General features: G+C 70.1%; 25 protein-coding genes. 14 read left to right on the top strand and 11 right to left on the bottom strand.

Translation table 11 applies throughout. The features are described 5' to 3' along the window. Positions 1–73: 73 nt before the first annotated feature. From satS to I7X18_RS21645, 4 genes are read right to left on the bottom strand one after another with little or no spacing between them, the layout of a single operon-like run. Complete coding sequence (satS, locus tag I7X18_RS21660) at positions 74–1,348, bottom strand: protein export chaperone SatS (RefSeq protein WP_193046045.1); 1,275 nt, start codon at positions 1,346–1,348, stop codon at positions 74–76. 10 nt (positions 1,349–1,358) lie between these two features. Then, on the bottom strand, positions 1,359–1,697 hold the full coding sequence (locus I7X18_RS21655) for a YbaB/EbfC family nucleoid-associated protein (RefSeq protein WP_193046044.1): 339 nt from the start codon (positions 1,695–1,697) through the stop codon (positions 1,359–1,361). After that, the gene (locus I7X18_RS21650) at positions 1,654–2,724 is read right to left on the bottom strand and encodes a C40 family peptidase (protein WP_193046043.1); all 1,071 of its coding nucleotides are present in this window, start codon (positions 2,722–2,724) and stop codon (positions 1,654–1,656) included. The genes I7X18_RS21655 and I7X18_RS21650 overlap by 44 nt, the downstream gene beginning before the upstream one ends. 3 nt (positions 2,725–2,727) lie before the next feature. Beyond that, complete coding sequence (locus I7X18_RS21645; protein WP_193046042.1) at positions 2,728–3,036, bottom strand: hypothetical protein; 309 nt, start codon at positions 3,034–3,036, stop codon at positions 2,728–2,730. A 50-nt stretch (positions 3,037–3,086) separates the two neighbouring features. Between I7X18_RS21645 and upp the strand changes: the two genes are divergently transcribed. Then, positions 3,087–3,710, top strand: coding sequence for a uracil phosphoribosyltransferase (gene upp, locus I7X18_RS21640; protein WP_193046041.1), 624 nt, complete (start codon positions 3,087–3,089; stop codon positions 3,708–3,710). Between the two features lie 16 nt (positions 3,711–3,726). On the opposite strand, the gene I7X18_RS21635 is transcribed toward upp, so the two are convergent. Together I7X18_RS21635 and I7X18_RS21630 are read right to left on the bottom strand one after the other, a co-directional pair. Continuing rightward, positions 3,727–5,367 (bottom strand): phospho-sugar mutase, encoded by a 1,641-nt coding sequence (locus I7X18_RS21635; RefSeq protein ID WP_193046040.1) that lies wholly within the window; start codon positions 5,365–5,367, stop codon positions 3,727–3,729. Further along, positions 5,364–5,816, bottom strand: coding sequence for a MarR family winged helix-turn-helix transcriptional regulator (locus tag I7X18_RS21630; RefSeq protein ID WP_193046039.1), 453 nt, complete (start codon positions 5,814–5,816; stop codon positions 5,364–5,366). The genes I7X18_RS21635 and I7X18_RS21630 overlap by 4 nt, the downstream gene beginning before the upstream one ends. A 105-nt stretch (positions 5,817–5,921) precedes the next feature. Here I7X18_RS21630 and I7X18_RS21625 point away from each other — a divergent pair, with 105 nt between their 5' ends. Then, a complete protein-coding gene (locus tag I7X18_RS21625; RefSeq protein ID WP_193046038.1) occupies positions 5,922–7,034 on the top strand; it encodes an AbrB family protein in 1,113 nt (370 codons plus the stop codon). Here the strand turns inward: I7X18_RS21625 and I7X18_RS21620 are convergent. Beyond that, positions 6,980–7,774, bottom strand: a complete 795-nt coding sequence (locus I7X18_RS21620; RefSeq protein ID WP_193046037.1) for a purine-nucleoside phosphorylase — start codon at positions 7,772–7,774, stop codon at positions 6,980–6,982. The two genes, I7X18_RS21625 and I7X18_RS21620, sit on opposite strands and share 55 nt — an antisense overlap. Before the next feature lie 77 nt (positions 7,775–7,851). Here I7X18_RS21620 and I7X18_RS21615 point away from each other — a divergent pair, with 77 nt between their 5' ends. From I7X18_RS21615 to I7X18_RS21605, 3 genes are all read left to right on the top strand, one after another. Next, entirely contained in the window at positions 7,852–9,033 is a 1,182-nt protein-coding gene (locus tag I7X18_RS21615; protein ID WP_193046036.1) for a M20 family metallopeptidase, read from the top strand. Beyond that, positions 9,030–10,208, top strand: coding sequence for an amidohydrolase (locus I7X18_RS21610; protein ID WP_193046035.1), 1,179 nt, complete (start codon positions 9,030–9,032; stop codon positions 10,206–10,208). Before I7X18_RS21615 ends, I7X18_RS21610 begins: the two co-directional genes overlap by 4 nt. Positions 10,209–10,319: 111 nt before the next feature. Further along, positions 10,320–11,588: a DUF4032 domain-containing protein gene (locus I7X18_RS21605; RefSeq protein WP_193046034.1), complete on the top strand. Its 1,269-nt coding sequence runs from the start codon at positions 10,320–10,322 to the stop codon at positions 11,586–11,588. Positions 11,589–11,618: 30 nt separating this feature from the next. On the opposite strand, the gene I7X18_RS21600 is transcribed toward I7X18_RS21605, so the two are convergent. Next, entirely contained in the window at positions 11,619–12,107 is a 489-nt protein-coding gene (locus I7X18_RS21600) for a gamma-glutamylcyclotransferase family protein (RefSeq protein WP_193046033.1), read from the bottom strand. Positions 12,108–12,196: 89 nt separating this feature from the next. Here I7X18_RS21600 and I7X18_RS21595 point away from each other — a divergent pair, with 89 nt between their 5' ends. The 6 genes from I7X18_RS21595 to I7X18_RS21570 all read left to right on the top strand — a co-directional run bounded on the left by I7X18_RS21595 (position 12,197) and on the right by I7X18_RS21570 (position 18,296). Continuing rightward, positions 12,197–13,609: an NAD(P)H-quinone dehydrogenase gene (locus tag I7X18_RS21595; protein ID WP_193046032.1), complete on the top strand. Its 1,413-nt coding sequence runs from the start codon at positions 12,197–12,199 to the stop codon at positions 13,607–13,609. A gap of 20 nt (positions 13,610–13,629) precedes the next feature. Further along, the gene (locus I7X18_RS21590; protein WP_193046031.1) at positions 13,630–15,369 is read left to right on the top strand and encodes a glycerol-3-phosphate dehydrogenase/oxidase; all 1,740 of its coding nucleotides are present in this window, start codon (positions 13,630–13,632) and stop codon (positions 15,367–15,369) included. After that, a complete protein-coding gene (locus I7X18_RS21585; RefSeq protein ID WP_193046030.1) occupies positions 15,366–16,229 on the top strand; it encodes a pseudouridine synthase in 864 nt (287 codons plus the stop codon). The genes I7X18_RS21590 and I7X18_RS21585 overlap by 4 nt, the downstream gene beginning before the upstream one ends. Positions 16,230–16,294: 65 nt before the next feature. Then, on the top strand, positions 16,295–16,573 hold the full coding sequence (locus I7X18_RS21580; RefSeq protein WP_226863510.1) for an RNA-binding protein: 279 nt from the start codon (positions 16,295–16,297) through the stop codon (positions 16,571–16,573). Between the two features lie 43 nt (positions 16,574–16,616). Beyond that, positions 16,617–17,513, top strand: a complete 897-nt coding sequence (locus I7X18_RS21575; RefSeq protein ID WP_193046028.1) for an NmrA family NAD(P)-binding protein — start codon at positions 16,617–16,619, stop codon at positions 17,511–17,513. A gap of 12 nt (positions 17,514–17,525) precedes the next feature. Continuing rightward, on the top strand, positions 17,526–18,296 hold the full coding sequence (locus I7X18_RS21570; RefSeq protein ID WP_193046027.1) for an SDR family NAD(P)-dependent oxidoreductase: 771 nt from the start codon (positions 17,526–17,528) through the stop codon (positions 18,294–18,296). Here the strand turns inward: I7X18_RS21570 and I7X18_RS21565 are convergent. Together I7X18_RS21565 and I7X18_RS21560 are read right to left on the bottom strand one after the other, a co-directional pair. Continuing rightward, a complete protein-coding gene (locus I7X18_RS21565; protein ID WP_193046026.1) occupies positions 18,265–19,044 on the bottom strand; it encodes an enoyl-CoA hydratase-related protein in 780 nt (259 codons plus the stop codon). The two genes, I7X18_RS21570 and I7X18_RS21565, sit on opposite strands and share 32 nt — an antisense overlap. Before the next feature lie 32 nt (positions 19,045–19,076). Then, a complete protein-coding gene (locus I7X18_RS21560; protein ID WP_193046025.1) occupies positions 19,077–19,676 on the bottom strand; it encodes a TetR/AcrR family transcriptional regulator in 600 nt (199 codons plus the stop codon). A 100-nt stretch (positions 19,677–19,776) separates the two neighbouring features. On the opposite strand from I7X18_RS21560, the gene I7X18_RS21555 reads away from it, so the two are divergent. Then, entirely contained in the window at positions 19,777–20,199 is a 423-nt protein-coding gene (locus I7X18_RS21555; protein WP_193046024.1) for an MTB12 C-terminal domain-containing protein, read from the top strand. A 3-nt stretch (positions 20,200–20,202) separates the two neighbouring features. Here I7X18_RS21555 and I7X18_RS21550 read toward each other — a convergent pair whose 3' ends face one another. After that, positions 20,203–20,874 carry a TetR family transcriptional regulator gene (locus I7X18_RS21550; RefSeq protein ID WP_193046023.1) on the bottom strand — a complete coding sequence of 224 codons (672 nt, stop codon included), beginning with the start codon at positions 20,872–20,874 and terminating at the stop codon, positions 20,203–20,205. Between the two features lie 70 nt (positions 20,875–20,944). On the opposite strand from I7X18_RS21550, the gene I7X18_RS21545 reads away from it, so the two are divergent. Together I7X18_RS21545 and I7X18_RS21540 are read left to right on the top strand one after the other, a co-directional pair. After that, on the top strand, positions 20,945–22,015 hold the full coding sequence (locus I7X18_RS21545) for a ferredoxin reductase (RefSeq protein WP_193046022.1): 1,071 nt from the start codon (positions 20,945–20,947) through the stop codon (positions 22,013–22,015). A 16-nt stretch (positions 22,016–22,031) separates the two neighbouring features. Beyond that, positions 22,032–23,153, top strand: coding sequence for a fatty acid desaturase family protein (locus I7X18_RS21540; RefSeq protein ID WP_193046021.1), 1,122 nt, complete (start codon positions 22,032–22,034; stop codon positions 23,151–23,153). Positions 23,154–23,213: the final 60 nt, after the last annotated feature.

Here is a 23,213-nt window from a genome sequence, read left to right as displayed (position 1 = left end):
GATCGTGTGCATGCGTTGGTACGCCTCGCACAACATCGGTGACATGTCACCTATTCCGGGTGGCCCTCGGAGGTCACTCCTGGCGCAGACGAGACTCCACGAAGGCTTCCAGCGCCTCCCACTGCTCAACCGCCTCGGCGTAGGGGGGTTCGGGGCGTTCGGCGGCGTCGGGATCGAGCGCGTAGGTGACGAAGGCGCCGAGCGCGGTTCCCGGGTCCAGCGTCTTGTCGACGGTGGTGTCCTCGGCGTACTCGCCGACGTCGCGGAGCAGTTCGAGCGCCAGCGCGAGCTGATCGCGGTCGATGGTGTCGGGACCGTCGGCGATGTCGTCGGCCAGGCCGCTGAGCACGTAGACGTTCTCGTCGGTCACCTCGACCTCGAGTGAGCCGTCGGTGGCCGCGGTGCGGATGTCGTCGTAGGTGGCCAGATCCGCCAGGTCGTGGTCGTGCTCGTCGGCCAGGTAGCGCGCCAGCCCACGCTCCGAACCGAACACGCTGATGCGTCCGTTGCGGCCGAGGAACACCGGATCGTCCCCGAGGTAGCAGCGCAGTGTGTAGAACGTGCCCGACCGGGTCATCATCCGCATCGGGTCGATGCCGACCTTGAGCCAGAAGTCCTCGTCGCCGCCGAGCACCGCCGCTGCGGCAGCGGGCGATTCGGGGGTCTCGGACTCCGCGGCCTCGGTGTCGTCGTCGCCCTGCTCGGCAGTGGCCGCGGCGTCGAGATCCTCGTCCTCGTCGAGTTCGGGGGCGGGCTGCTCGAGTTCGTCGGCGGCCTTCTGCGAGGCCGCCGCGTCGACGTCGGGGATGGTGACGATCTCGTCGATCGCGTCGAGCACACCGTCCCAGCTCCGGCCGATCACCGTTTCGATCTCAGCCCAGCGCTTGCGGCCGCTGCGGCCCTTGAACGCCTCGCCGCCGCCACCGAGCGAGCCCAGCATCGGGTTGCCGTTGAAGAACTTGGCCACCGCGGGCAGATCGCACACCGATCCGATCGCCGAGGCGATCGCCAGCGCGCGGTGCAGGGTGTCCACGGCGGTGTCGCTGACCTTTTCGGCCGCCGTCTCGGGTACCCCGACGAGGTCGTATTCGCGGTCCTCGCTGGGCTTGAGCCGGTGCGCCGAGGCCTCGGTCAACTTCTCCCAGGCGGGATGATCGGTGAGGTCGTTGTCGGTGTTGGTCCGCACGAAGGCCACCAGATCGGCCACCGACTCGAAGGCGTAGAGGTCGTCGTCCTTGCCGAGGAAGGCCTCCCATTCGTCACCGGCGTCCCGCCAGCGCGGAGCCCACAGTGTGTACAGGTCGCCCTTGGTCAGTCCGAGCCGAACCGGCACGATGTCAGCAGCCATGCGGCACAGCCTAACGACCGAGGTCTGCGACCAAGTCGTCGAGCACCGCGTGCCGCTGTGCCGATGCGCCGTGGGCCGCCGCCTGCACCGTCTCGAGCACCAGTGCGGCGATGCGTTTTGCAGGGAGCAACGCGACGGCATCGGTCAGCGTCAGCGACACCAATCCGCCGCGGCCGTCGACCACGACTTCGGCGACACCGTCGGCCGAGCGCGCCCGGCCACGCACTGCCGCCAGCGCATCGATCGCCTCGTCGAGCGCGAATGCGCGGCGGCGTGCGCGGTGCAGGGCGTCCTCGACGCCGACCTCAGGCGGTCGGTCGCCAGAAGCCCTGGAAACCCTGTCCCGCATTCGTCGTCCGGATCGCCGAGAGTTTGACGGGGTCGCCCGCTTCGACCATGACGCCGTCGCCCACGATCATCGCGACGTGACCGTCCCACACCGCGAGATCGCCGGGGCGCAGGGAACCGGCGTCGACGGCGGCGCCGACGTCCTGCTCCTGCGCGAGCCGGGGCAGGTCAAGACCGGCCTCGCGGTAAGCCCACTGGGTCAGCCCGCTGCAGTCCAGGCCGACGCCCGGAGTGGTGCCGCCCCACTGGTACGGCACGCCCAACTGGGTGAGCGCGTGGCGCACCGCGTCGGCGGCGACCGCGTTCGGCGCCGTCGCCGTGCTGCCGTCGGGCAGTCGCACCGCCACCCCGTCGCCGAACACCCCGGGGTCGGGTCGGTGCGCCGCCTCGGGCGGCGACCCCTTGTCTGGTGACGCCAGGGATGCGAGCGAGGCGAGCGGGGTGGCCGCGCCCGAACCGCCCGGCGCGGACAACGGTGCGCCACCGCCGAAGCCGGCCGGGACCGTCGGCGCCGACGGGGCCCCGCCTGCAGCCGCGAGCGCCCCGGCCCGGGTGTCGAGTTCGGTCCGCAGCTCCTCGACGACCGCGATGGCCTCGCGCAGTGAGCGCTGCGCTTCGGCGAGCAGATCCTCGGCGACGCCGGGGGTGTCGAGATGGGGTTCCAGCGTGGCCGCGCGCGCCTCGAAGCGGTCGACGATGTCCTGCAGGCGCGCCCCTGCCCGGGCCACGGCCGCGCCCGCTTCGCGGGTGCCCGCGGTGAGCGCCCCGGTGCGATCGGCGAGCTCGGAGACCGCCGCCGCGGTGACGGCCGCAAACGCGCCGGCCTGCTCCGCGGCCGATCCCGACCAGCCGTCGCCGGTGCGCTGCCAGGCTGCCTGCGCCGCCGCCGACACCCCGGCCAGCGCGTCGCGCACCCCGGTCAGCGCCGCCCCGGGCGCACCGCCGGAACCGTCCGGCCAGCCGGGGCCGACGAGTGCGCGCACGTCGCGCAGCGGTGCGGACAGTGCGGCCACCAGTGCACTCGGCACGGCTCACACCCCGAACAGTGCGGCGGCGCGGAGTTGCACGTCGTCGTACGCCGCGGCCGAACCCGCCGCAGTCGCCGCACCCCCGGCGAGCCGGTCGGCCAGCGCGGCGGCATGGGCGGATTCGGCGGCGGCCGCAGCGGACAGTGCGGCCAGAAAGCCCGCGCCGACGGGGCCCAGCGCGTGCGCCGCGGCCGCGACCGGGACGGCGGCCAGGGCGGTGGCCGCGGCGGCCAGGTCGGCGGAGTGCGCGGTGTCGGTGCGGGCCCGCGCCCGGATGGCTTCGGTATCGGCAAGCAGTGGATCGGCGAGCATGCGAATACGACGTTGGGAACGCGCCTGTGGTTCCCGCTAAGGTCTGCGCCATGGATGTGCGCGTCGTCGACCACCCGCTGGCCGCTGCGCGGCTCACCACGCTGCGTGACGAGGCCACCGACAACGCGGCATTCCGCTCCGCGTTGCGCGACCTCACACTCATGCTGGTCTACGAGGCCACCCGCGACGCCGCCCGCGAGGACATCGAGGTGCGGACCCCGCTCGCGGTGACGACCGGATCGCGGCTCGCCCGGCCGCCGCTGCTGGTGCCGGTCCTGCGCGCCGGGCTCGGCATGGTCGACCAGGCGCACGCGCTGATCCCCGAGGCGCGCGTGGGCTTCGTCGGCGTGGCACGCAACGAGGAAACCCACGAGCCCACACCGTATCTCGAGTCTCTGCCCGCCGATCTGAGCAAGCAGCCGGTGTTCATCCTCGATCCGATGCTGGCCACCGGGGGCTCACTGGCCCACACCGTCGGGCTGCTGCAGGCGCGCGGCGCCGTCGACATCACGGCCATCTGCGTCGTGGTCGCCCCGGAGGGCATCGCCGCCCTCGAGCGGGCCGCGCCGGACATGCGGTTGATCACCGCGGCGATCGACGAGTGCCTCGACGAAGCCGCCTACATCGTTCCCGGGCTCGGCGATGCGGGGGACCGCCAGTTCGGTCCGCGCTGAGCCCGCTGTCGGGCGGTCACCACTGGTCGGCCAGCGCCACCAGTTCGTCGCACACCCGTTTCGCGTCGGCGCGCGCCGTCTTCAGGTCGCCGTTGGCGCAGGACCGCCGGACTTCGATGTAGGACTTCACCTTCGGCTCCGTGCCCGACGGGCGGACCACCATGCGCACCGAGGTGTCCGCGTCCCCGCCGGACAGGATCAGCGCATCGGAGCGCAGCGGATCCGGTGAGGTGCTCAGGTCGGCGACGGTCACGTCGTAGCCGGCCAGCCGGTCGGGCGGGGTGTCGCGGAGCCGGGCCAGCACCGCGGCGGCCTCGTCGGCGTCGGCGACGGGGCGGCTCACCGCGGCGGTGGTGTGCACGCCGTGGAGGCGAGCCAGGTCGTCGAGGACGCCGAGGATCGTGCGGCCCTGCGCGCGCAGCGCCGCCACCAGATCGCAGGCCAGCAGCGCCGCGGTGATGCCGTCCTTGTCGCGCACGGCGGCGGGGTCGACACAGTGCCCGATCGCCTCCTCGTAGGCGTAGAGCAAGGTGTGGCCCGGAAGGTCCTCGTCGGCGCGACTCAGCCATTTGAAGCCGGTCAGCGTTTCGACGTGACGGGCCCCGTGGGCGGCGGCGATCGAGGCCAGCATGCGCGACGACACCACCGTGCTGGCCACCACCATCCGCTCCATGACCGGTCCCGGCTCGACCTGCGCCAGCAGGTATTCTCCGAGGAGCCAACCGGTTTCATCGCCGGAGAGCATGCGCCAGCCGTCAGGTGTCGGGACACCGATCGCGCACCGGTCGGCATCCGGGTCGAGTGCGACGGCGATCTCGGCGTCGACGTCGGCGGCGAGGGCGAGCAGCGCGTCGACGGCGCCCGGTTCCTCCGGATTGGGCAGCTGCACCGTCGGGAAGTCGGGGTCGGGGGCGAACTGATTCTCCACCACGTGGACGTCGACGATGCCCGCGCGGACGAGAGCGTCGAGGGCGTACTCGCCGCCGACGCCGTGCAGGGGCGTCAGCGCCACGCGCACATCGTCTTTCGTACGTCGAACGAGGGTGCTCCGTTCGATGTAGGCCTGGATCTCGGCCATGCCGCCCGTTTCCACCGCGGCCCTGGGGATCTCATCGGCGAACGGCGCCTCGGCGATGGCGGCTTCGATGTCGGTGTCGGTGGGCTCGACGATCTGCAGGCCCTCCTCGAGGTACACCTTGTAGCCGTTGTCGGTGGGTGGGTTGTGGGAGGCGGTGATCTGGATCCCGGCCGCGGCGTTCATGTGCCGCACGGTGAAGGCGATCACCGGGGTCGGCACGGCTGCCAGCATCAGCATCACCTGGAAGCCCTGCGCGGCGAGCACTTCGGCGGCGGCGCGGGCGAATTCGTCGGACCGGTGCCGGGCGTCACGCCCGACGACGACCTGCGAACCTTCCATCCCGCGGTCCTTGAGCACCTTGGCGACCGCCCACGTGGTGCGCAGCACGACGGCCAGGTTCATCCCGTTGGGCCCGCCACGCAGCGGGCCGCGCAGACCGGCCGTCCCGAATGTCAGTGAGCGGGAGAACCGCTCGTCGAGTTCCTCCGGACTGCACTGGGACAACTCCGCCGCGGTCTGCGGATCGGGGTCGTGGGCAATCCATTCCTGCACGGTCGTCGAGGTGGCCGAGGAAGTCATGGACCAAGTGTGCCCGCTTTGGCGTCATTTGATGCCAGCTTGCGGAGCACTGGTGCGATCAACATCAGCAAATCGAACTCGAGGTCGGTCAGCGTGTCCGCCATCGCCCGGTGCAACCACGCGTCGCGCTCGGCCCGGTCGGCGTCGAGAAGCGCGCCGCCGTCGGGGGTGATCTCGATGAGTTGCCTGCGGCGGTCCCGGTCGTCGGGACGTCGCGAGATGAGGCCGCGGCCGAGCAGTTCGTTGATGCTGTCGGTCAGCGACTGTGCGCGCACCTGCAGGCGCGCGCCGAGTTCGGCCGGGGTGGTGACGCCGGTGCGGCTCACCTCGCCGAGCAGTTCGAGTTGGCTCAGCGTCAACCCGTGGTCGGGCCGGTGACGACGCATCTGGCGGGCCACCGCCATGATCGCCTCGCGAAGCTCGGTGGCGGGTGCGGCGCGTGGAGGCATCACTAAGTTATAGCTTCATATTCTCGTCCCTGTGAAGTGGCTTTGAGCATATTGCATGCCCTTGTTGCCAAGTCCATACTTGGCATCAACCGGGCGGAGGTTGGGATGCGGCGGATGCTGAAGTGGGTGCTGCTGGCGGCGGTGTCGGCCGCTGTCACCGTTCCCCTGACCCTTGCCGGTGTGCCATCCGCCGGTCTGTTCGCCGCCCTGGCGGTCGGCGTCGGGTTGGCACTGGCGTCCCTCGCGCCGGCCGGGGTACCCCGGCCCGCGGGCATGGCCGCCCAGGGGGTGCTGGGCGTGTACATCGGCACGATGGTGCAGCACGACGCGTTCAGCGCACTCGGCTCGGCCTGGCCGTTCGTCGTCGGGATCGCCGTGGCGACCCTGCTCCTGAGCGTGGTCGCCGGCGCGCTACTCGGACTGCACCGCGATGTCACGCCGTTGACCGGATCGCTGGCGTTGACGGCGGGCGGCGCCTCCGGTCTGGTGGCCATCGCACGAGATCTCGGCGGTGACGACCGGGTGGTCTCGGTGGTGCAGTACCTGCGGGTGGCCCTGGTGACGGCGTCCATGCCGCTGGTCGTGTCGTTCGTCTACCACCCCGACAAGTCGCATCCCTCCGGCAATGTCGCGTTAGGCGCGCCGGCCCCTTGGTATCTGAGCCTGGGCATGCTGGCCGTCCTGGTGGTGCTCGGCGCTGTGGGCGGGCGGCTGCTCCGGTTACCCGGTGCCGGTCTGCTCGGGCCGATGGCGCTGACCGTGGTGCTGCAGCTGACGGGGTTGTCGTTCGGACTGACCGTGCCTGCCGTCCTGGTGCAGGTCTGCTATTTCGTCATCGGCTGGCAGGCCGGTCTGGCGTTCACCACCGAGTCCCTGCGCGCGATCGCCCGGATCCTGCCCGCGGCGCTCGGACTGATCGTGCTGCTGGGGGTGGGTACGGCGGGTCTGGGCGTGGTGCTCGCCCACTACACCTCGTTGACGCCGCTCGAGGGGTATCTCGCGACCAGCCCCGGTGGGGTGTACGCGGTGCTCGCGACGGCGGTGGAGACCGGATCCAATGTGACGTTCATCATCGCCGCGCAGGTGCTGCGGGTTCTGCTGATGCTGTTCGCCTCGCCGCTGCTGGCCCGCTCGATGGTGTGGGCGAGCCGCAAGCTGACACGTCACAGGCCCGAGACGACTCCCGCCAGCAGTGAGCCCATCCGGGTTGCGGACTGACGTCCGGCCTCGAGCACCTCCGCATGCGAGAGCGGCTCGCCCGTCATCCCCGCGGCCAAATTCGTCACCAGCGAGATCCCCAGCACCTCGGCGCCGGCAGCGCGCGCGGCGATCGTCTCGTGCACCGTGGACATGCCCACCAGATCCGCACCGAGCGTGCGCAGCATCCGGATCTCCGCCGGGGTCTCGTAATGCGGACCCGGCATCCCGGCGTAGACGCCTTCGGCGAGCGTGGGGTCGAACGTCGCGGCGAGCGCCCGCAGCCGCGGTGAGTACGCGTCGACCAGGTCGACGAACTCCGCGCCGACCAGGGGAGACCGGCCGGTGAGGTTGAGGTGGTCGCTGATCAGCACCGGCTGGCCGACGGCGAAATCGGCACGCAGCCCGCCCGCGGCGTTGGTGAGCACGACCGTGCGCACCCCGGCCGCGCACGCCGCCCGCACCGGGTGCACGACATGGCGCAGGTCGTGGCCCTCGTAGGCGTGGATGCGGCCGACGAGCACCAGTACCCGGTGCCCGCCGATCGCGACGGACAGTGCCTGGCCGCCGTGGCCCGCGGCCGTGGGTGGCGTGAACCCGGGCAACTCCGCCATCGGGACGGCGGCCGTGGGCGTGCCGAGCGCCTCGACTGCGGGCGCCCAGCCCGATCCCAGCACCACCGCGACGTCGTGCTCGTCGACACCGGTGCGGTCGCGGATGGCCGCCGCCGCGTGCCGGGCGACCTCGGAAGGGCTGGTCACGATGTGCGAGCTTAGCCGCCGTCGGTGCAGTGACGAGCGCTGCGCGAGGCACCATTCGGCAGTGCGATACTGCGTGAATGCCCTCCGCCACCGCGTCGACGAGCGTCGAAGACGCCGTCCTCCGTCGCCGCGGTGATCTCCTGGAGTTGTCACACGCCATCCACGGCGAACCGGAACTGGCGTTCGCCGAGCACCGCAGCTGCGCCAAGACCCAGGCGCTCGTCGCCGAATACGGCTTCGAGATGGCCGCTGCCGTCGGTGGCCTCGACACCGCGTTCCGCGCCTCCTACGGCAGCGGGGCACTCGTCGTCGGGGTCTGCGCGGAGTACGACGCGCTGCCGGACATCGGCCACGCGTGCGGCCACAACATCATCGCGGCCTCGGCGGTGGGGACCGCCCTTGCGCTCGCCGACGTCGCCGACGAACTGGGCCTGACGGTGGTGCTGGTGGGCACGCCTGCCGAGGAGACGGGTGGCGGAAAGGTGCTGCTGCTCGACGCGGGGGTGTTCGACGACATCGCCGTCGCGGTGATGCTGCACCCGGGACCCGTCGACATCGCCGCTGCGCGGTCGCTGGCGCTCTCGGAGGTGGACGTCGCCTACACCGGCCGTGAATCGCACGCCGCGGTCGCGCCGCACCTCGGGCTCAACGCCGGCGACGCCGTCACCGTGGCGCAGGTCGCGATCGGCCTGCTGCGCCAGCAGCTTTCGCCCGGACAGATGGTGCACGGGATCGTGACCGACGGCGGTCAGGCCACCAACGTCATTCCGGCGCGCACCCGGATGCGCTACACCATGCGGGCCGCCGACTCGGCAGCGCTGCGCGAACTCGAGGACCGGATGGCGGGCTGTTTCCTGGCGGGGGCCGTCGCCACCGGCTGTCACCACGAGGTCGCCGAGACCGCGCCGCCCTACGCCGAGCTCACCCCGGACCGCTGGCTGGCCGGGGTGTTCCGCGACGAGATGGAGCGTGTCGGGCGTCAACCGGTGGCGGCCGACGTCGAGGCTGCGTTACCGCTCGGGAGCACCGACATGGGTAACGTCACCCAGGTCGTCCCCGGGATCCACCCGGTGGTGGGCGTCGACGCCGGCGGCGCATCCATCCACCAGCCGGCGTTCACCGCCGCCGCGGCGGGGCCCAGCGCTGATGCGGCCGTCGTCGAAGGTGCGATCATGTTGGCGCGCACCGTGGTTCGTCTCGCCGAGACGCCCGCGGAACGTGACCGGGTGCTGGAGCGGCAGGAGAGGCGGGCGTCATGAGCGTGCTCAAGCATGCCGCCGCGCGCTGGTTGTCCGCCCACTACGACGACCTCGTCGCATGGCGCCGCCACATCCACGCCCACCCGGAGTTGGGGCGCCAGGAGTTCGCGACCACCCAATTCGTCGCGGCTCGCCTCGCCGATGCCGGGCTCAACCCCAAGGTGCTGCCCGGGGGGACCGGCCTCACGTGTGACTTCGGCCCGGACCACGGCCCGCGGATCGCGTTGCGCGCCGACATGGATGCGCTGCCCATGGCCGAGCGCACCGGGGCGCCCTTTTCGTCGACCGTGCCGAACGTGGCGCACGCCTGCGGCCACGACGCCCATACCGCGGTGCTGCTCGGGGCGGCGATGGCGCTGGCCTCGGTGCCCGAACTGCCCGTCGGTGTGCGCCTGATCTTCCAGGCCGCCGAGGAATTGATGCCGGGCGGCGCGATCGACGCGATCGCGGCGGGGGCGCTGACCGGGGTGTCGCGGATCTTCGCGCTGCACTGCGATCCGCGGCTGGCGGTCGGCCGGGTCGCCGTGCGCGCCGGGCCGATCACCTCGGCCGCCGACCAGGTCGAGGTGACGTTGCAGTCGCCGGGCGGGCACACCTCCCGGCCGCATCTGACCGGCGACCTGGTCTACGGGCTGGGCACGTTGATCACCGGGGTGCCGGGAGTGTTGTCGCGTCGTATCGACCCGCGCAACAGCACCGTGATGGTGTGGGGTGCGGTCAACGCCGGCGTCGCGGCCAATGCGATCCCGCAGTCCGGCACGCTCGCCGGCACCATCCGGACCGCATCGCGGGAGACCTGGCTGACGCTGGAATCCATTGTGCGGGATACGGTTTCGTCACTTCTGGCACCGCTGGGCATCGAGTACAGCCTGCAGTACCGCCAGGGTGTGCCGCCGGTGGTGAACGACGAGGTCGCCACCCGCATCCTGATGCACGCGATCGAGGAGATCGGGCCGGACGCCCTCGCCGACACCCGGCAGTCCGGCGGGGGTGAGGACTTCTCCTGGTACCTCGAGGAGGTGCCGGGCGCAATGGCGCGGCTCGGCGTGTGGAGCGGTCGCGGACCGCAGGTGGATCTGCACCAGCCGACGTTCGAACTCGATGAGCGCGCGCTCGGTGTCGGGGTGCGGGTGATGGTCAACATCGTCGAACAGGCCGCCACGCTGCTCCCGTAGCGCAGTCGGTCGCCGAGAGTACGGTTGTTGACCCGCTTACGCGCGTAAGCGGTGCAACAACCGTACTCTCGGCGCTCGCGGAGTGGGGAGTCGAAGTGACAGGCTGGCCCCATGGCCGTACCCGAACTGCGGCTGCGCACCCCGAGTGCCGGACTGCTCGCGCTGCCCTGGGACCGCCCGCTCGAGCAGTGGGCGGTGCCCGACGTGCCGTTGCGGGACATCGCCGTCGGCCCGAGCCGGCATCTGGTGAAGTTCGTGCACTGCGACGGGGCGCTGTGGGCGGTCAAAGAGCTCCCGCCGCGCATCGCGAACAAGGAGTACGCAGTGCTGGGCGCCCTCGAAGAGCTCGGCCTGCCCGCCGTCAAGCGGGCCGGTCTGGTCCACCAGCCAGACTTCGACACCTCGCTCCTGCTGACCCGGTTCCTCGACGGGTCATGGCAGTACCGGCGGCTGTTCCGCAGACTGCCGCCCGAGGAATCCAAGCACCGGGCCCGGCTGTTCGACGCGATGGCCAGCCTGCTCGTCGAACTACACCGGCACGGCGTGTTCTGGGGTGACTGCTCGCTGGCCAACACGCTGTTCTCCCGCGACGGCCAGGTGCTCCAGGCGTGGCTGGTCGACGCGGAGACCAGCGAGGTCCACCCCCGGCTGTCCGACGGCCAGCGCCGCCACGACCTGGACATCCTCGTGGAGAACGTCGCCGCCGACCTGATGGACCTGGCGGCCTACCTCGGCTCGTCGGAGGAACTCGAAGACGCGCTGATCGCCGAGGCCCAGGACATCCCCCACCGCTACCAGCGGCTGTGGGACGTGCTGCACGCCGAACCGGTCTTCGATTTCAGCGACCGGTACCGCGTGGAGGGCACGATCCGCCGGCTCAACGAACTCGGTTTCGCCGTCGAGGAGGTCACGCTGCAAGCCGTCGACGACCAGGCCCCGGACCGGTTGCGGCTGCACGTCGCGGTGGGCGACCGCCGCTACCACGCCGAACGGCTCCGTGCGCTGACCGGGCTGGACGTCGGCGAAGGGCAGGCCCGCACGCTGCTCGGCGACCTGCAGACCTTCCAGGCTCAGCTCAGCCAGGAGGTCGGCCACGACGTCGACGACTCGACGGCCGCACAGCTGTGGGTGATGGAGGTCGCCACGCCCACCATGCACCGCGCGCACGAGGCGATCGGCCGCGCGGGCACGCCGATCCAGGCGTTCTGCGATCTGCTCGAGGTGCGCTGGTTGCTCAGCGAACGCGCGGGGCGCGACGTCGGGACGGAGCGGGCACTCGTGGCGCTGGCGCGTGACGTCATCCCCGCGGACTCGGCGGCCAAGATGGCGGTCGCAGAGGTCCCGACGCAGCCGATGCCGGTGATCGATCTCGACGACTGAACGCGCACGGTCGCGGGAGGGGTCAGAGGGTCAGCCCGGCGTGCCCGGACCGATGCTCCGCGACGGGCGCGTCCGCAGATCGTGGACGTAATCGGCTGGCGCCCCGGCGATCTCGGCCGCGTCGGCCATCACGCCGAGATAGCGTGCCGACGGCAGCCCGCCTTCCCAGGCGTCGACGACGTAGAGCCACGCCAGCACCGGTTCAAGTGGGGTGTCCGTCGAGAACCCGGTCACCCGGTGCACGCGGCAGCGAATCTTCTTGTGAATGCCGAGCTCCGAGCCCTCCCAGCGGTCGAGGGTCTCCTCGTCCTGAGTGGTCATGTCGTAGAGCACGACGAACACCTTCGACAGCGGGTCCTCCACGACGGTGGCGAGCGCGCCCTCCCAGCCGATGTCCTCACCGCCGAACGTCAAGCGCCAGCCGTGGAGCCATCCGGTTCCGGCCATCGGCGAATGTGGTGCACGCTCCATCATCTGCTCGGGATGCATATTCGACCCGTAGGCGGCGTAGATCGGCACGGTAGGAGAGCTTAACCGGCGACCGCGCCGCCGCGACCGGAAGCGTCCGGCCTCGGCGAACCGGCGGGGCGAGCGGTTAGATTGTGCTCGTGGCAACCCGCATCGTGATCATCGGCGGCGGGCCCGCCGGTTATGAGGCGGCACTCGTTGCCGCGGGCAGAGGCCCGGACATCCATGTCACCGTGATCGACTCCGACGGGGTGGGCGGGGCCTGCGTGCTCTACGACTGCGTTCCGTCGAAGACGTTCATCGCCTCCACCGGCGTGCGCACCGAACTCCGCCGTGCCTCCGGGCTCGGCTTCGACCTCAGCATCGACGACGCGAAGATCTCGCTGCCGGAGATCCACAACCGCGTCAAGACGCTCGCCCGGTCGCAGTCCGCCGACATCGGCAGCCAACTGCTGCGCGAGGGCGTGACGGTCATCGGCGGCCGCGCCGAACTCGTCGACGACGCGCCCGGGCTGGCCCAGCACCGCGTCAAGGTCACCACCAAGGACGGTAAGACCGGCGTCCTCAAGGCCGACGTGGTGCTCATCGCCACCGGCGCCAGCCCGCGGGTGCTGCCCACCGCGGTGCCCGACGGTGAGCGGATCCTGACCTGGCGGCAGCTCTACGACCTCTCCGAACTGCCCGAACACCTGGTGATCGTGGGCTCGGGCGTCACCGGCGCGGAGTTCTGCAATGCCTACACCGAACTCGGCGTGACGGTGACCGTGGTCGCCAGCCGCGACCAGATCCTGCCGCACGAGGACAGGGACGCCGCCGCCGTGCTCGAGGAGGTGTTCGCCGAACGCGGGGTGACGCTGGTCAAGAACGCCCGCGCCGAATCGGTCACGCGCACCGGGAACGGGGTGAAGGTCGCGATCGCCGACGGCCGCACCGTTGAGGGCAGTCACGCCCTGATGACGGTGGGTTCGGTGCCCAACACCGCGGGCCTCGGCCTGGAGCGGGTCGGGGTCGAGTTGGGCCGCGGCGGCTATATCCCCGTCGACCGGGTCTCCCGCACACCGGCATCGGGGATCTACGCCGCCGGTGACTGCACCGGCCTGCTTCCGTTGGCGTCGGTGGCCGCCATGCAGGGCCGCATAGCGATGTACCACGCACTCGGCGAGGGCGTTGCGCCGATCCGGCTGCGCACGGTCGCCTCAGCCACGTTCACCCGCCCGGAGATCGCCGCCGTCGGGATCCCGCAGACCGCGATCGACGACGGCAGTGTCCCGGCCCGCACGCTGATGCTGCCGCTGAACACCAACGCCCGCGCCAAGATGTCACTGCTGCGGCACGGCTTCGTCAAGATCTTCTGCCGACCGGCCACCGGCGTGGTGATCGGCGGCGTCGTGGTGGCGCCCATCGCCTCGGAGCTGATCCTGCCGATCGCCCTGGCGGTGCAGAACCGCATCTCGGTCACCGACCTCGCGCAGACGCTGTCGGTGTACCCGTCGCTGTCGGGTTCGATGGTCGAGGCCGCGCGTCGCCTCATGGCTCACGACGATCTGGACTGATTCCCCGTAGCCTGGGAACGGTGAGTGAGCCGATCGCAGGTAACGGGCAGACTTTGCTCGGACCGCAGCAGCGGGCCGAGGCCTGGCAGCGGCTCGGCAGCGAGCAGTTCGACGTCGTCGTGATCGGCGGGGGTGTGGTCGGTGCCGGCGCCGCGCTCGACGCCGCCACCCGTGGACTCAAGGTCGCCCTGGTCGAGGCGCGCGACTTCGCCTCCGGCACTTCGAGCCGCAGCAGCAAGATGTTTCACGGCGGTCTGCGCTACCTCGAACAGCTCGAGTTCGGGCTGGTGCGCGAGGCGCTGCACGAACGCGAGCTGTCACTGACCACGCTGGCGCCACACCTGGTCAAACCGCTGCCGTTTCTGTTCCCGCTGACCAGCAGGTGGTGGGAGCGGCCGTATGTGGCGGCGGGCATCTTCCTCTACGACCAGCTCGGCGGCGCGAAATCCGTTCCTGCGCAGAAGCATCTCACCAAATCCGGGGCGCTGCGGCTGGCGCCGGGGCTCAAACGCAGCTCGCTGATCGGCGGCATCCGCTACTTCGACACCGTCGTCGACGATGCCCGGCACACCATGACCGTCGCCCGCACGGCCGCCCACTACGGCGCGGTGGTGCGCACCTCGACGCAGGTGGTGAACATGCTTCGCGAGGGTGACCGGGTGATCGGGGTCGCCGTGCGCGACAGCGAGGACGGTGCGGTCGCCGAGGTGCGCGGCCATGTCGTCGTCAATGCCACGGGGGTGTGGACCGACGAGATCCAGGCACTGTCGCGGCAACGCGGACGGTTCCGGGTGCGCGCGTCGAAGGGTGTGCACATCGTCGTCCCGCGTGACCGGGTCGTCAGCGAGGTCGCGATCATCCTGCGGACCGAGAAGTCGGTGCTGTTCGTCATCCCCTGGGGGACGCACTGGATCATCGGCACCACCGACACCGACTGGAACCTGGACCTGGCGCATCCTGCGGCGACCAAGGCCGACATCGACTATCTCCTCGACCACGTCAACACGGTGCTGGCCACCCCGCTGACCCACGACGACATCGACGGCGTTTACGCCGGTCTGCGCCCGCTGCTCGCCGGTGAGAGTGACGACACCTCGAAGCTGTCGCGCGAACACGCCGTCGCGGTTCCCGCCCCGGGTCTCGTGGCGATCGCGGGCGGCAAGTACACCACCTACCGGGTGATGGGGGAGGACGCGATCGACGCGGCCGCCGAGTACGTGCCGGCCCGGGTCGCGCCGTCGATCACCGAGAAGGTGCCGTTGATGGGTGCCGACGGATACTTCGCGCTCATCAACCAGACCGAAAGTGTCGGCGCGCATTACGGTTTGCACCCGTACCGGGTGCGCCACCTGCTCGACCGCTACGGCTCGTTGATCAGTGAGGTTCTGCAGCAGGCCGAGGGCAGGCCCGAACTGCTCACCCCGATCACCGAGGCGCCGGTCTACCTCAAGGTGGAGGCCTTCTACGCCGCGGCCGCCGAGGGCGCGCTGCACCTCGAGGACATCCTGGCCCGTCGCATGCGCATCTCGATCGAATATCCGCACCGCGGGGTCGACTGTGCCCGCGAGGTCGCCGAAGTCGTTGCGCCCGTACTGGGTTGGAGCGCCGAGGACATCGACCGCGAGGTGGACACCTACTGCGCGCGCGTCGATGCCGAGGTGCGCAGCCAGCAGCAGCCGGATGACGAGTCGGCCGATGCGCTGCGCGCCGCGGCGCCGGAGGCCAGAGCGGAGATCCTCGAACCGGTTCCGCTGCGATGAGCCGGGTGCGGCAGCCGCCGCTCCCGGTGCGGAACGGGCTCGGACCCGCGCGGGTGCGGCTGCGCGGCGGCGCCGTGCTGGTCGAGTTGGCCTCGCGGTTCGGGGAGTCGGTGGCGGCCAAAGTGTTCGAGGGCGGTGTGCTGACACCTGACGGAACGGTCGTGGGGCCGGGGACGGTGCTGCCGCCGGGTGCGCACGTCTTCCTGTATCGCGATCTGCCGCAAGAGATTCCGGTGCCGTTCGAGATGCCGGTGCTCTACCACGACGACCACATCGTGGTCGTCGACAAACCGCACTTCCTGGCCACGATGCCGCGCGGGCGCCACGTCGCCGAGACCGCGGTGGTCCGGCTGCGTCGCGCACTGGACCTGCCGGAGCTCAGCCCCGCACATCGACTGGACCGCCTCACCGCCGGTGTGCTGCTGTTCACGGTGCGCCGCGAGGTCCGCGGCGCGTACCAGACAATGTTCGCCGACGGTGCGGTCGCCAAGGTGTACCTGGCGCGCTCGGCCGGCCACGCCGCCGTCGCGTTACCGGCCGTCGTGCGCAGCCGAATCATCAAGGAACGCGGCCGGTTACAGGCATTCGAAGAGCCCGGAGAGCCGAACGCCGAAACGCTGGTGGAGCACGTCGGCGCTGACCTCTACCGGCTGACGCCGCATACCGGGCGCACGCATCAGCTGCGCGTGCACATGGCCGGGCTGGGCCTACCGCTGCGCAACGATCCGCTCTATCCCGACGTCGTCGACGTCGCGCCGGACGACTTCACCCGCCCGCTGCAGTTGCTCGCGCACAGTATGGAATTCGACGACCCGCTCACCGGCGCGGCGCGCCGCTTCGTCAGCGAACGGACGTTGTGACCGCCGGAAACCGGTGAAACCGCGCACCGATTCGCGCGAACCGCCACAATTGGCCGGTGCGAAGAATGTGGTCACTTCCTGGGGCCTGCGCCGTTGCGCTGGTGTTCGCTGCCGGCCTGACCCCCGTCGTCCCGGCCGCGCAGGCCACCCTCTGCGGATCCGTCGGCGGCAGGCACGTCGACGTCACCGGATGCGCCGATCCGCTGTCTTATCTGAACGACGCGCTGCCGCCACCCCCACCACCCGGCGCGCCACCACCACCACCGGTGTACGTGCCGCCCGCCCCGAACGTCGATGTGTGCGCGAATGTCGGCAGGCGGATCAGCGTCAGCGGCTGCATCTGAGCCGACCGGGAATGTCCGCGGGCCCGGCGACGTCGTTCGCACCATGATGCTGATCACCGGAGGCGCGGGCGGTGTCAGCCGCCGTGTCGTCGAACTGCTGCTGGCCCGGGGTGACTCGGTGCGCGCGTTGGTCCGGCGCGACGACGAGCGTGCCGACCGACTGCGGGCGCAGGGTGCCGACGTCTTCGTCGGAGACCTGATCGACGCCGGCGATGTCCTGGCTGCGCTGCGCGGCGTCCGTCGGATGTTCTTCAACATGAGTGTCTCGCCGGACTATCTACGGGCCACGACAGAGGTCGCGGCCGCCGCGCTCGAGTACGGCAGCCTCGACGTACTGGTCAACATGTCCCAGATGACCGTGTCGCAGATGACGCTGACCGGCACCGACGAATCACGCCAGCACCGGCTGCACTGGCTGGCCGAGCACGTACTGGACTGGTCGGGTCTTCCGGTGGTCCACGTGCGTCCGACGGTGTTCCTCGACAACCCGCTGTTCACCGTGCTCGGCGCACGGTCGGTGCGCGAGCGCGGGGTGCTGTCGCTGCCGTTCGGGTCGGGGCGCACCTCGCCGATCGCGGCCGACGACGTCGCCCGCGTGGTCGCCGCGGTGCTGGCCGATCCCGACGGTCGCGTCGGTGACGTCTACGAACTCACCGGACCCCAGGTGCTCGACGTCGACGGGTTGGCGGCCCAGTTCGGGCGAGCGCTGGGTCGCCCGGTGACCGGCGAGGACCTGCCGTTCTCGCGGGTGCAGCGGGTGCTCACCACGGCCGGACTCAGTGCCTATGTGCAACAACACATCTCGACCATGGCGCGGTTTCACCGTGAGGGTCGCTACGAACGGTTCACCGACGACGTCGAGCGCGTCACCGGCCGTCCCGCACAGACCGTCGAGCAGTACGTGGCCGCCCATCAGGGCCTGTTCGGCGGGCCCGCATGATTCACTGACCCGGTGGATCGCGCATCGTTCGACCGCCTCTTCGATCTGACCGGCCGCACCGTCGTCGTGACGGGTGGCACCCGCGGCATCGGCCTCGCGCTAGCCGAGGGATTCCTGCTGGCCGGTGCCCGCGTGGTGGTCGCCAGCCGCAAACCCGACGCGTGCGAGCAGGCCGCCGAACACCTGCGCGGGCTGGGCGGCCATGCCATCGGCGTGGCCACCCATCTCGGTGACATCGACGCGCTCGAGACGTTGGTCGCGCGCACCGTCGAGGAGTTCGGCGGCATCGACGTCGTGGTCAACAACGCGGCCAATGCACTGGCGCAACCGCTGGGGGAGATGACGCCCGAGGCGTGGGCGAAGTCCTACGACGTCAACCTGCGCGGCCCGGTGTTCCTGGTGCAGCACGCGCTGCCGCATCTGAAGAACAGCGCGCACGCCGCGGTGCTGAACACGGTGTCGGTCGGCGCGTTCAACTTCGCGCCGGGGGTGTCGATGTACGCCGCGGGGAAGGCCGCGCTGCTGTCGTTCACCCGGTCGATGGCCGCCGCGTACGCGCCGTACGGCATCCGCGTCAACGCGCTGGCGCCCGGTCCCGTCGACACCGACATGATGCGTAACAACCCGCAGGAGGCGATCGACGCGATGGCGGGCGCCACGCTGATGAAGCGGCTGGCGTCGCCGGACGAGATGGTCGGCGCGGCACTGCTGTTGGTGTCGGACGCCGGCAGCTACCTCACCGGTCAGGCGATCATCGTGGACGGCGGCGGAACGCCTCGCTAGCGGCGCGCATCTCACCGCTCGTCGACGCCAGGATCTGGCTGCGGTTCTCCAGGTGCAGCGCCTGCTCCAGGCTGCCCGCCTCGACGTTCGCCCACAGCACCTGCTTGGTGGATTCCAGACCGAATTTGCCGTACCCGCAGAGGGTTTCGGCGATCGCCATGGCGTCGAAGAGTACGTTCTCCGACACCCGCGACACCAGGCCCAACCGCAGCGCCTCGGCAGCTGCGACCTCGCGGGCGGTCAGGATGAGGTCGAAGGCGTGGCCCGCGCCGACGATGCGCGGCAGGGTGTAGCTCACCCCGATGTCGCAGCCGCCGAGGCCCAGTTTGATGAATTGCGTGCAGAACCTGGCGGTGTCGGAGGCCAACCGGATGTCGGCGGCCGCCGCGATGGCGAACCCACCGCCATAGGCGGCGCCGTTGACCGCGGCGATCACGGGTTGACGCAGCCGGTGCAGCCGGGTGGTCAGCTCGGCGATGCGTTCCTGCCAGCGCATCCCCGAACGGGGGAACTCGATGCCGCCACCGGCCTGCGTCGGGTTCGGCTCGGTGAGGTCCAGACCCGAACAGAACCCCCGCCCCGCACCCGTCAGCACCACCACGCGGCAGTCGTTGTTCGCCGCGATGTCGCCCAGCGCCGCATGGAAGCTCTCGACGAGTTCGTAGGACAGTGCGTTGAGCTTTTCGGGACGGTTGAGGGTGACGACGGCGATGTCGGGCCTCGGGTAGGCCAGCTCCAAAACGGTCATGATCGCCACGCTAATGCCCGGAGCGGCGATGTCTAGGGCGCGGTGGCGATGCCGGACATGACCAGTTGCAGATAGGGGCGGTAGAGGTCCTGGCCGTCGAGATGACTGTCGAGGGTGATGCCGTCGTTGGCGGCGAGCACCACACGCGCCAACGTCTCGGCCTCCATGGTGAGTGTGCCTCCGATGCGGGCGACGTTCTTGCTGATGAACTCCCCGAGGGTGCGGATCGTTTCGAGCCGCTGGGCGGCTACGCGTTCCCGGGCGTCGGGGTTGCGCAGCAGGAACAGCGTGAGCTCATAACCCAATGCCGCCCGGTCCGGCCCGCTACTGAGTTCGCGCCATCGGTCGGCGAGTTCGTCGATGTCGACGTCGCTCAGGCGGTGGAAGGACATCATGACCTCAGCGAACCCGTCGAGGAACTGCTCCCGCTGGCGGTCGACGACCGCCAGGAACAGCGTCTCCTTGGCGCCGAATTGGGAGTAGATGGCGCCGCGGGTGAAGCCCGCGGCGTCCGCGATCTCCTCGAGCGCCGCGCCGGTCAAGCCCTTGCGGGCGAAGACTTCTTCGGCAGCATCCAGCAGGATCCGGCGAGTGTGCGCAGTACGCCGTTCCTTGGTCCAACGTTCGGCCATGTGGGCATCCTCCCACCGATGCGGGGACGTAGGTCTTGACCGGTCCGAGGCGGGATGATCTGGTTAGGCGTCCTAGCCGTTTCGACGAGAGGTTGCGCCCATGCGCCGCCCGATGATTGCGATCTCGACCCTGGTCATCGGGGGATTCGCCGCAACCGGAGTGGCCGCCGCACAGCCGGCGCCGTCCGCCGATGAGCTGACGGCGAAGCTGCAGCGGGTGCTGAACACCTCGGTCCCCGCCGAGGAGCGCGCGAGCGAACTCGAGGGTGGCTCGGCCGCGGTCCCCACGGCCGACAACATCGCGGCGGTGATGGACCGCTACGGATCGGTGATGTCGTGGCGGGTGCAGAACGCCGCGCTCAACGGCAACCAGGTGGACGCCCAACTGGCGGTGACGATTCCGGTGTTCGGTACGCGCACCCACCAGATCTACTGGGTGAACCAGGACGGTGGGTGGAAGCTCAGCAATCCGTCGGCGTGTGTGATCGCCCGCGACGCCGCAGGCGCCGACTGCACGGTCTGACGCTCAGTCGGAACTGCGCCACCCGCTGACGCCGACGACGATCATCCGCAACTGCTTGACCGCGATCCGCTTGATCTCGGCCAGCGCGTTCGCGTCCCCGGCATCTTCGATGGCTTCGGCGATCGAGATCATCGCATTGACGATCAGGCTCGCCAGGATGTTGAGGTCTTCGGCGCTCCACGTGTTCAGGCCGGGGAACCGCGCCAGGTCGATCGCGAGCTCCGAGGTGACCAGCCGGATCTCGGTGCGGATCGCGTAGCGCAACACGGTCACCCCGCTGTTGCGCTCGCGGCCGATGAATCGCCAGTGTTCGCGGCGCTGGTTGACGCCCTCGATGAGCATGTCGACCGACGATTCGATGACCCGCGTGGGGTCCAGCTTCCCGGCACGGGCGCCGCGCAGCAGGTCACGCAGCGCGCGGAAGGACTCGTCGATCAGGACCAGCCCCAGCGCGTCCATCGATTCGAAATGCCGGTAGAACGCCGCCGGTGCGATACCCGCTTCCCGGGTGACCTCACGCAGGCTCAGCGCGGCGAAGCTGCGCTCCTCGAGTAGAGACAGCGCTGCGGTGACGATGGCGCGCCGGGTGGCTTCCTTCTTCACCTCTCGCGACGAGGATTCCCGTGACCGCGAGCCAGATCGGCTTGTGCGTGAACTGGGCGTACGACTGTTCACAATGTGAAACCTACCACACGCTGCTTCGATACCCTTGACCGATGTCGGTGTATCGGCGCACGGTGTACACATGTTCGCTGAAATGCGCACACGGAGCCTGCGGGAGCGGGTTCTGCGCTCTCCGCTGCTCGACCTGCTGACCGGGCCGCACGGGGTGGACCGGTACACCGAGCTCCTGACCCCGACGTGGACGCTGGGCGAGGCTCGCGCCAAGGTCGTCGCGGTGCGTCGCCAGACCTCGCGCAGTGTCACGCTGACGCTCGAACCGAATCACGTGTTCACCGGGTTCCGGGCCGGACAGCGCATCAACCTCACCGTCGAGGTCGACGGCCGCCGCCGCACCCGCTGTTATTCGCCGACCAGCGCCGAGGGTGCGGATCTGATCGAGTTGACGGTCGGCCGCCACGACGGCGGCCTGGTGTCGACGTACCTCTGCGACCACGCCCGCCCCGGGATGGTCGTCGGGCTCGACTCCGTCGGCGGCGACTTCACCCTGCCCGCCGACCGCCCGCGGCGCATCCTGTTCGTCTCCGGCGGCAGCGGGGTCACCCCGGTGCTGTCCATGCTGCGCACGCTGCAGGCCGACGGGGCCGACCTCGACGTCGGCTTCATCCACTACGCGCGCAGCGCCGCGGAGGCCTGTTACCGCGAGGAACTCGCGGCGATGCCCGATGTGCGGGTGCTGCACGGCTACACCCGTGACACCGCGGGCACCGATCTGCACGGCCGGTTCTGCGCCGAGCACCTCGCCGCCGCGCTGCCGGACGCCGACGCGGACACAGCGGTGTTCGTCTGCGGGCCACCCGCGCTCGTCGACGCTGTTCGCGCCGTCCGCCCCGATGTCCGCGCCGAGAGCTTCGTCCCGCCGACGTTCTCCGGCATATCGTCCGGAGGCCAGGTGAGCTTCGCCGACAGTGGGGTCGAGGTGACCGACGACGGTCGCCCGCTGCTCGAGCAGGCCGAGGCCGCCGGGCTCACCCCCGAGAGTGGATGCCGAATGGGCATCTGCCACAGCTGCACCCGCCGTAAGACCAGCGGCGTGGTGAAGAACCTCATCACCGGCGCGGTGTCGGGCGTCGACTCCGAAGACGTGCAGATCTGCGTGTCCGCACCCGTCGGCGACGTCGAGATCGCACTTTAGAAAGGGATGTGAAGACATGACCATCACCACCACTGCTCCGGCACGCAAGACCGCCGCAGGCAAAACCGTCGAGAAGACCGTCGCGGGAAAGACCGTGCGCCTGTCCGCCGACCAGCTCGACGCGCTCGGCCGCGAACTCGACGCACTACGCGAACAGGTGGTCGCCGACCTCGGCGAACGCGACACCACCTACATCCGCAACGTCATCAAGGCGCAGCGGACGCTCGAAGTCGGCGGCCGCGCACTGCTCTTCGGCGGCATCTTCCCGCCGTTCTGGCTCGCCGGCACGGCGATGCTCGGCCTGTCGAAGATCATCGACAACATGGAGATCGGCCACAACGTCATGCACGGCCAGTACGACTGGACCGGCGATCCGGCGTTGTCCAGCAAGAAGTTCGAATGGGACAACGCCTGCCCGGGCGACCAGTGGCGCCACTCGCACAACTACATGCACCACACCTACACCAACATCGTGGGCATGGACCGCGACATCGGCTACGGCATCCTGCGGATGAGCGAGAACCAGCGCTGGCAGCCGTACTTCCTGGGCAACCCGGTCTACGCGTTCCTGCTGATGGTGCTGTTCCAATACGGTGTCGCGCTGCACGAGTTGGAGACCGAGCGCATCCGTGCCGGTGAGATCAGCATCGCCGACAAACGCGAGATCCTGCAGGGCATCTGGCGGAAGACCCAGAGGCAGACGCTCAAGGACTACGTGGCCTTCCCGCTGCTGGCCGGGCCGTTCGCGCCGTGGGTGTTCACCGGCAACATGACCGCCAACCTCATGCGCAACGTGTGGTCGTACATGATCATCTTCTGCGGGCACTTCCCCGAAGACGTGCAGGAGTTCTCGATCGAGGAGACCAAGGCCGAAACCCGCGGCCAGTGGTACTTCCGCCAGGTGCTCGGTTCGGCGAATCTCACCGGGGGTCGGCTGTTCCACCTGCTCAGCGGCAACCTGTCGTTCCAGATCGAGCACCACCTGTTCCCGGACATCCCCGCCCACCGCCACGCCGAGTTGGCGCCCACGGTGCGTGACATCTGCCGCCGCTACGGGTTGCCGTACAACACCGGTCCGCTGCCCCGCCAGTTCGGCACCGTGGTGCGCAAGATCGTCAAGCTGGCGTTGCCGGGCTAGACACACCGACGCCGAGACGACGGTTGTTGCGCGAAATCGCCTGGAAAGCGTCAACAACCG

Source organism: Mycolicibacterium baixiangningiae, from assembly GCF_016313185.1.
GTDB classification, from domain to species: Bacteria; Actinomycetota; Actinomycetes; order Mycobacteriales; family Mycobacteriaceae; genus Mycobacterium; species Mycobacterium baixiangningiae.
Note: the sequence above shows the minus strand (reverse complement) of the source record. Positions and strands in the feature narration are given on the sequence as shown.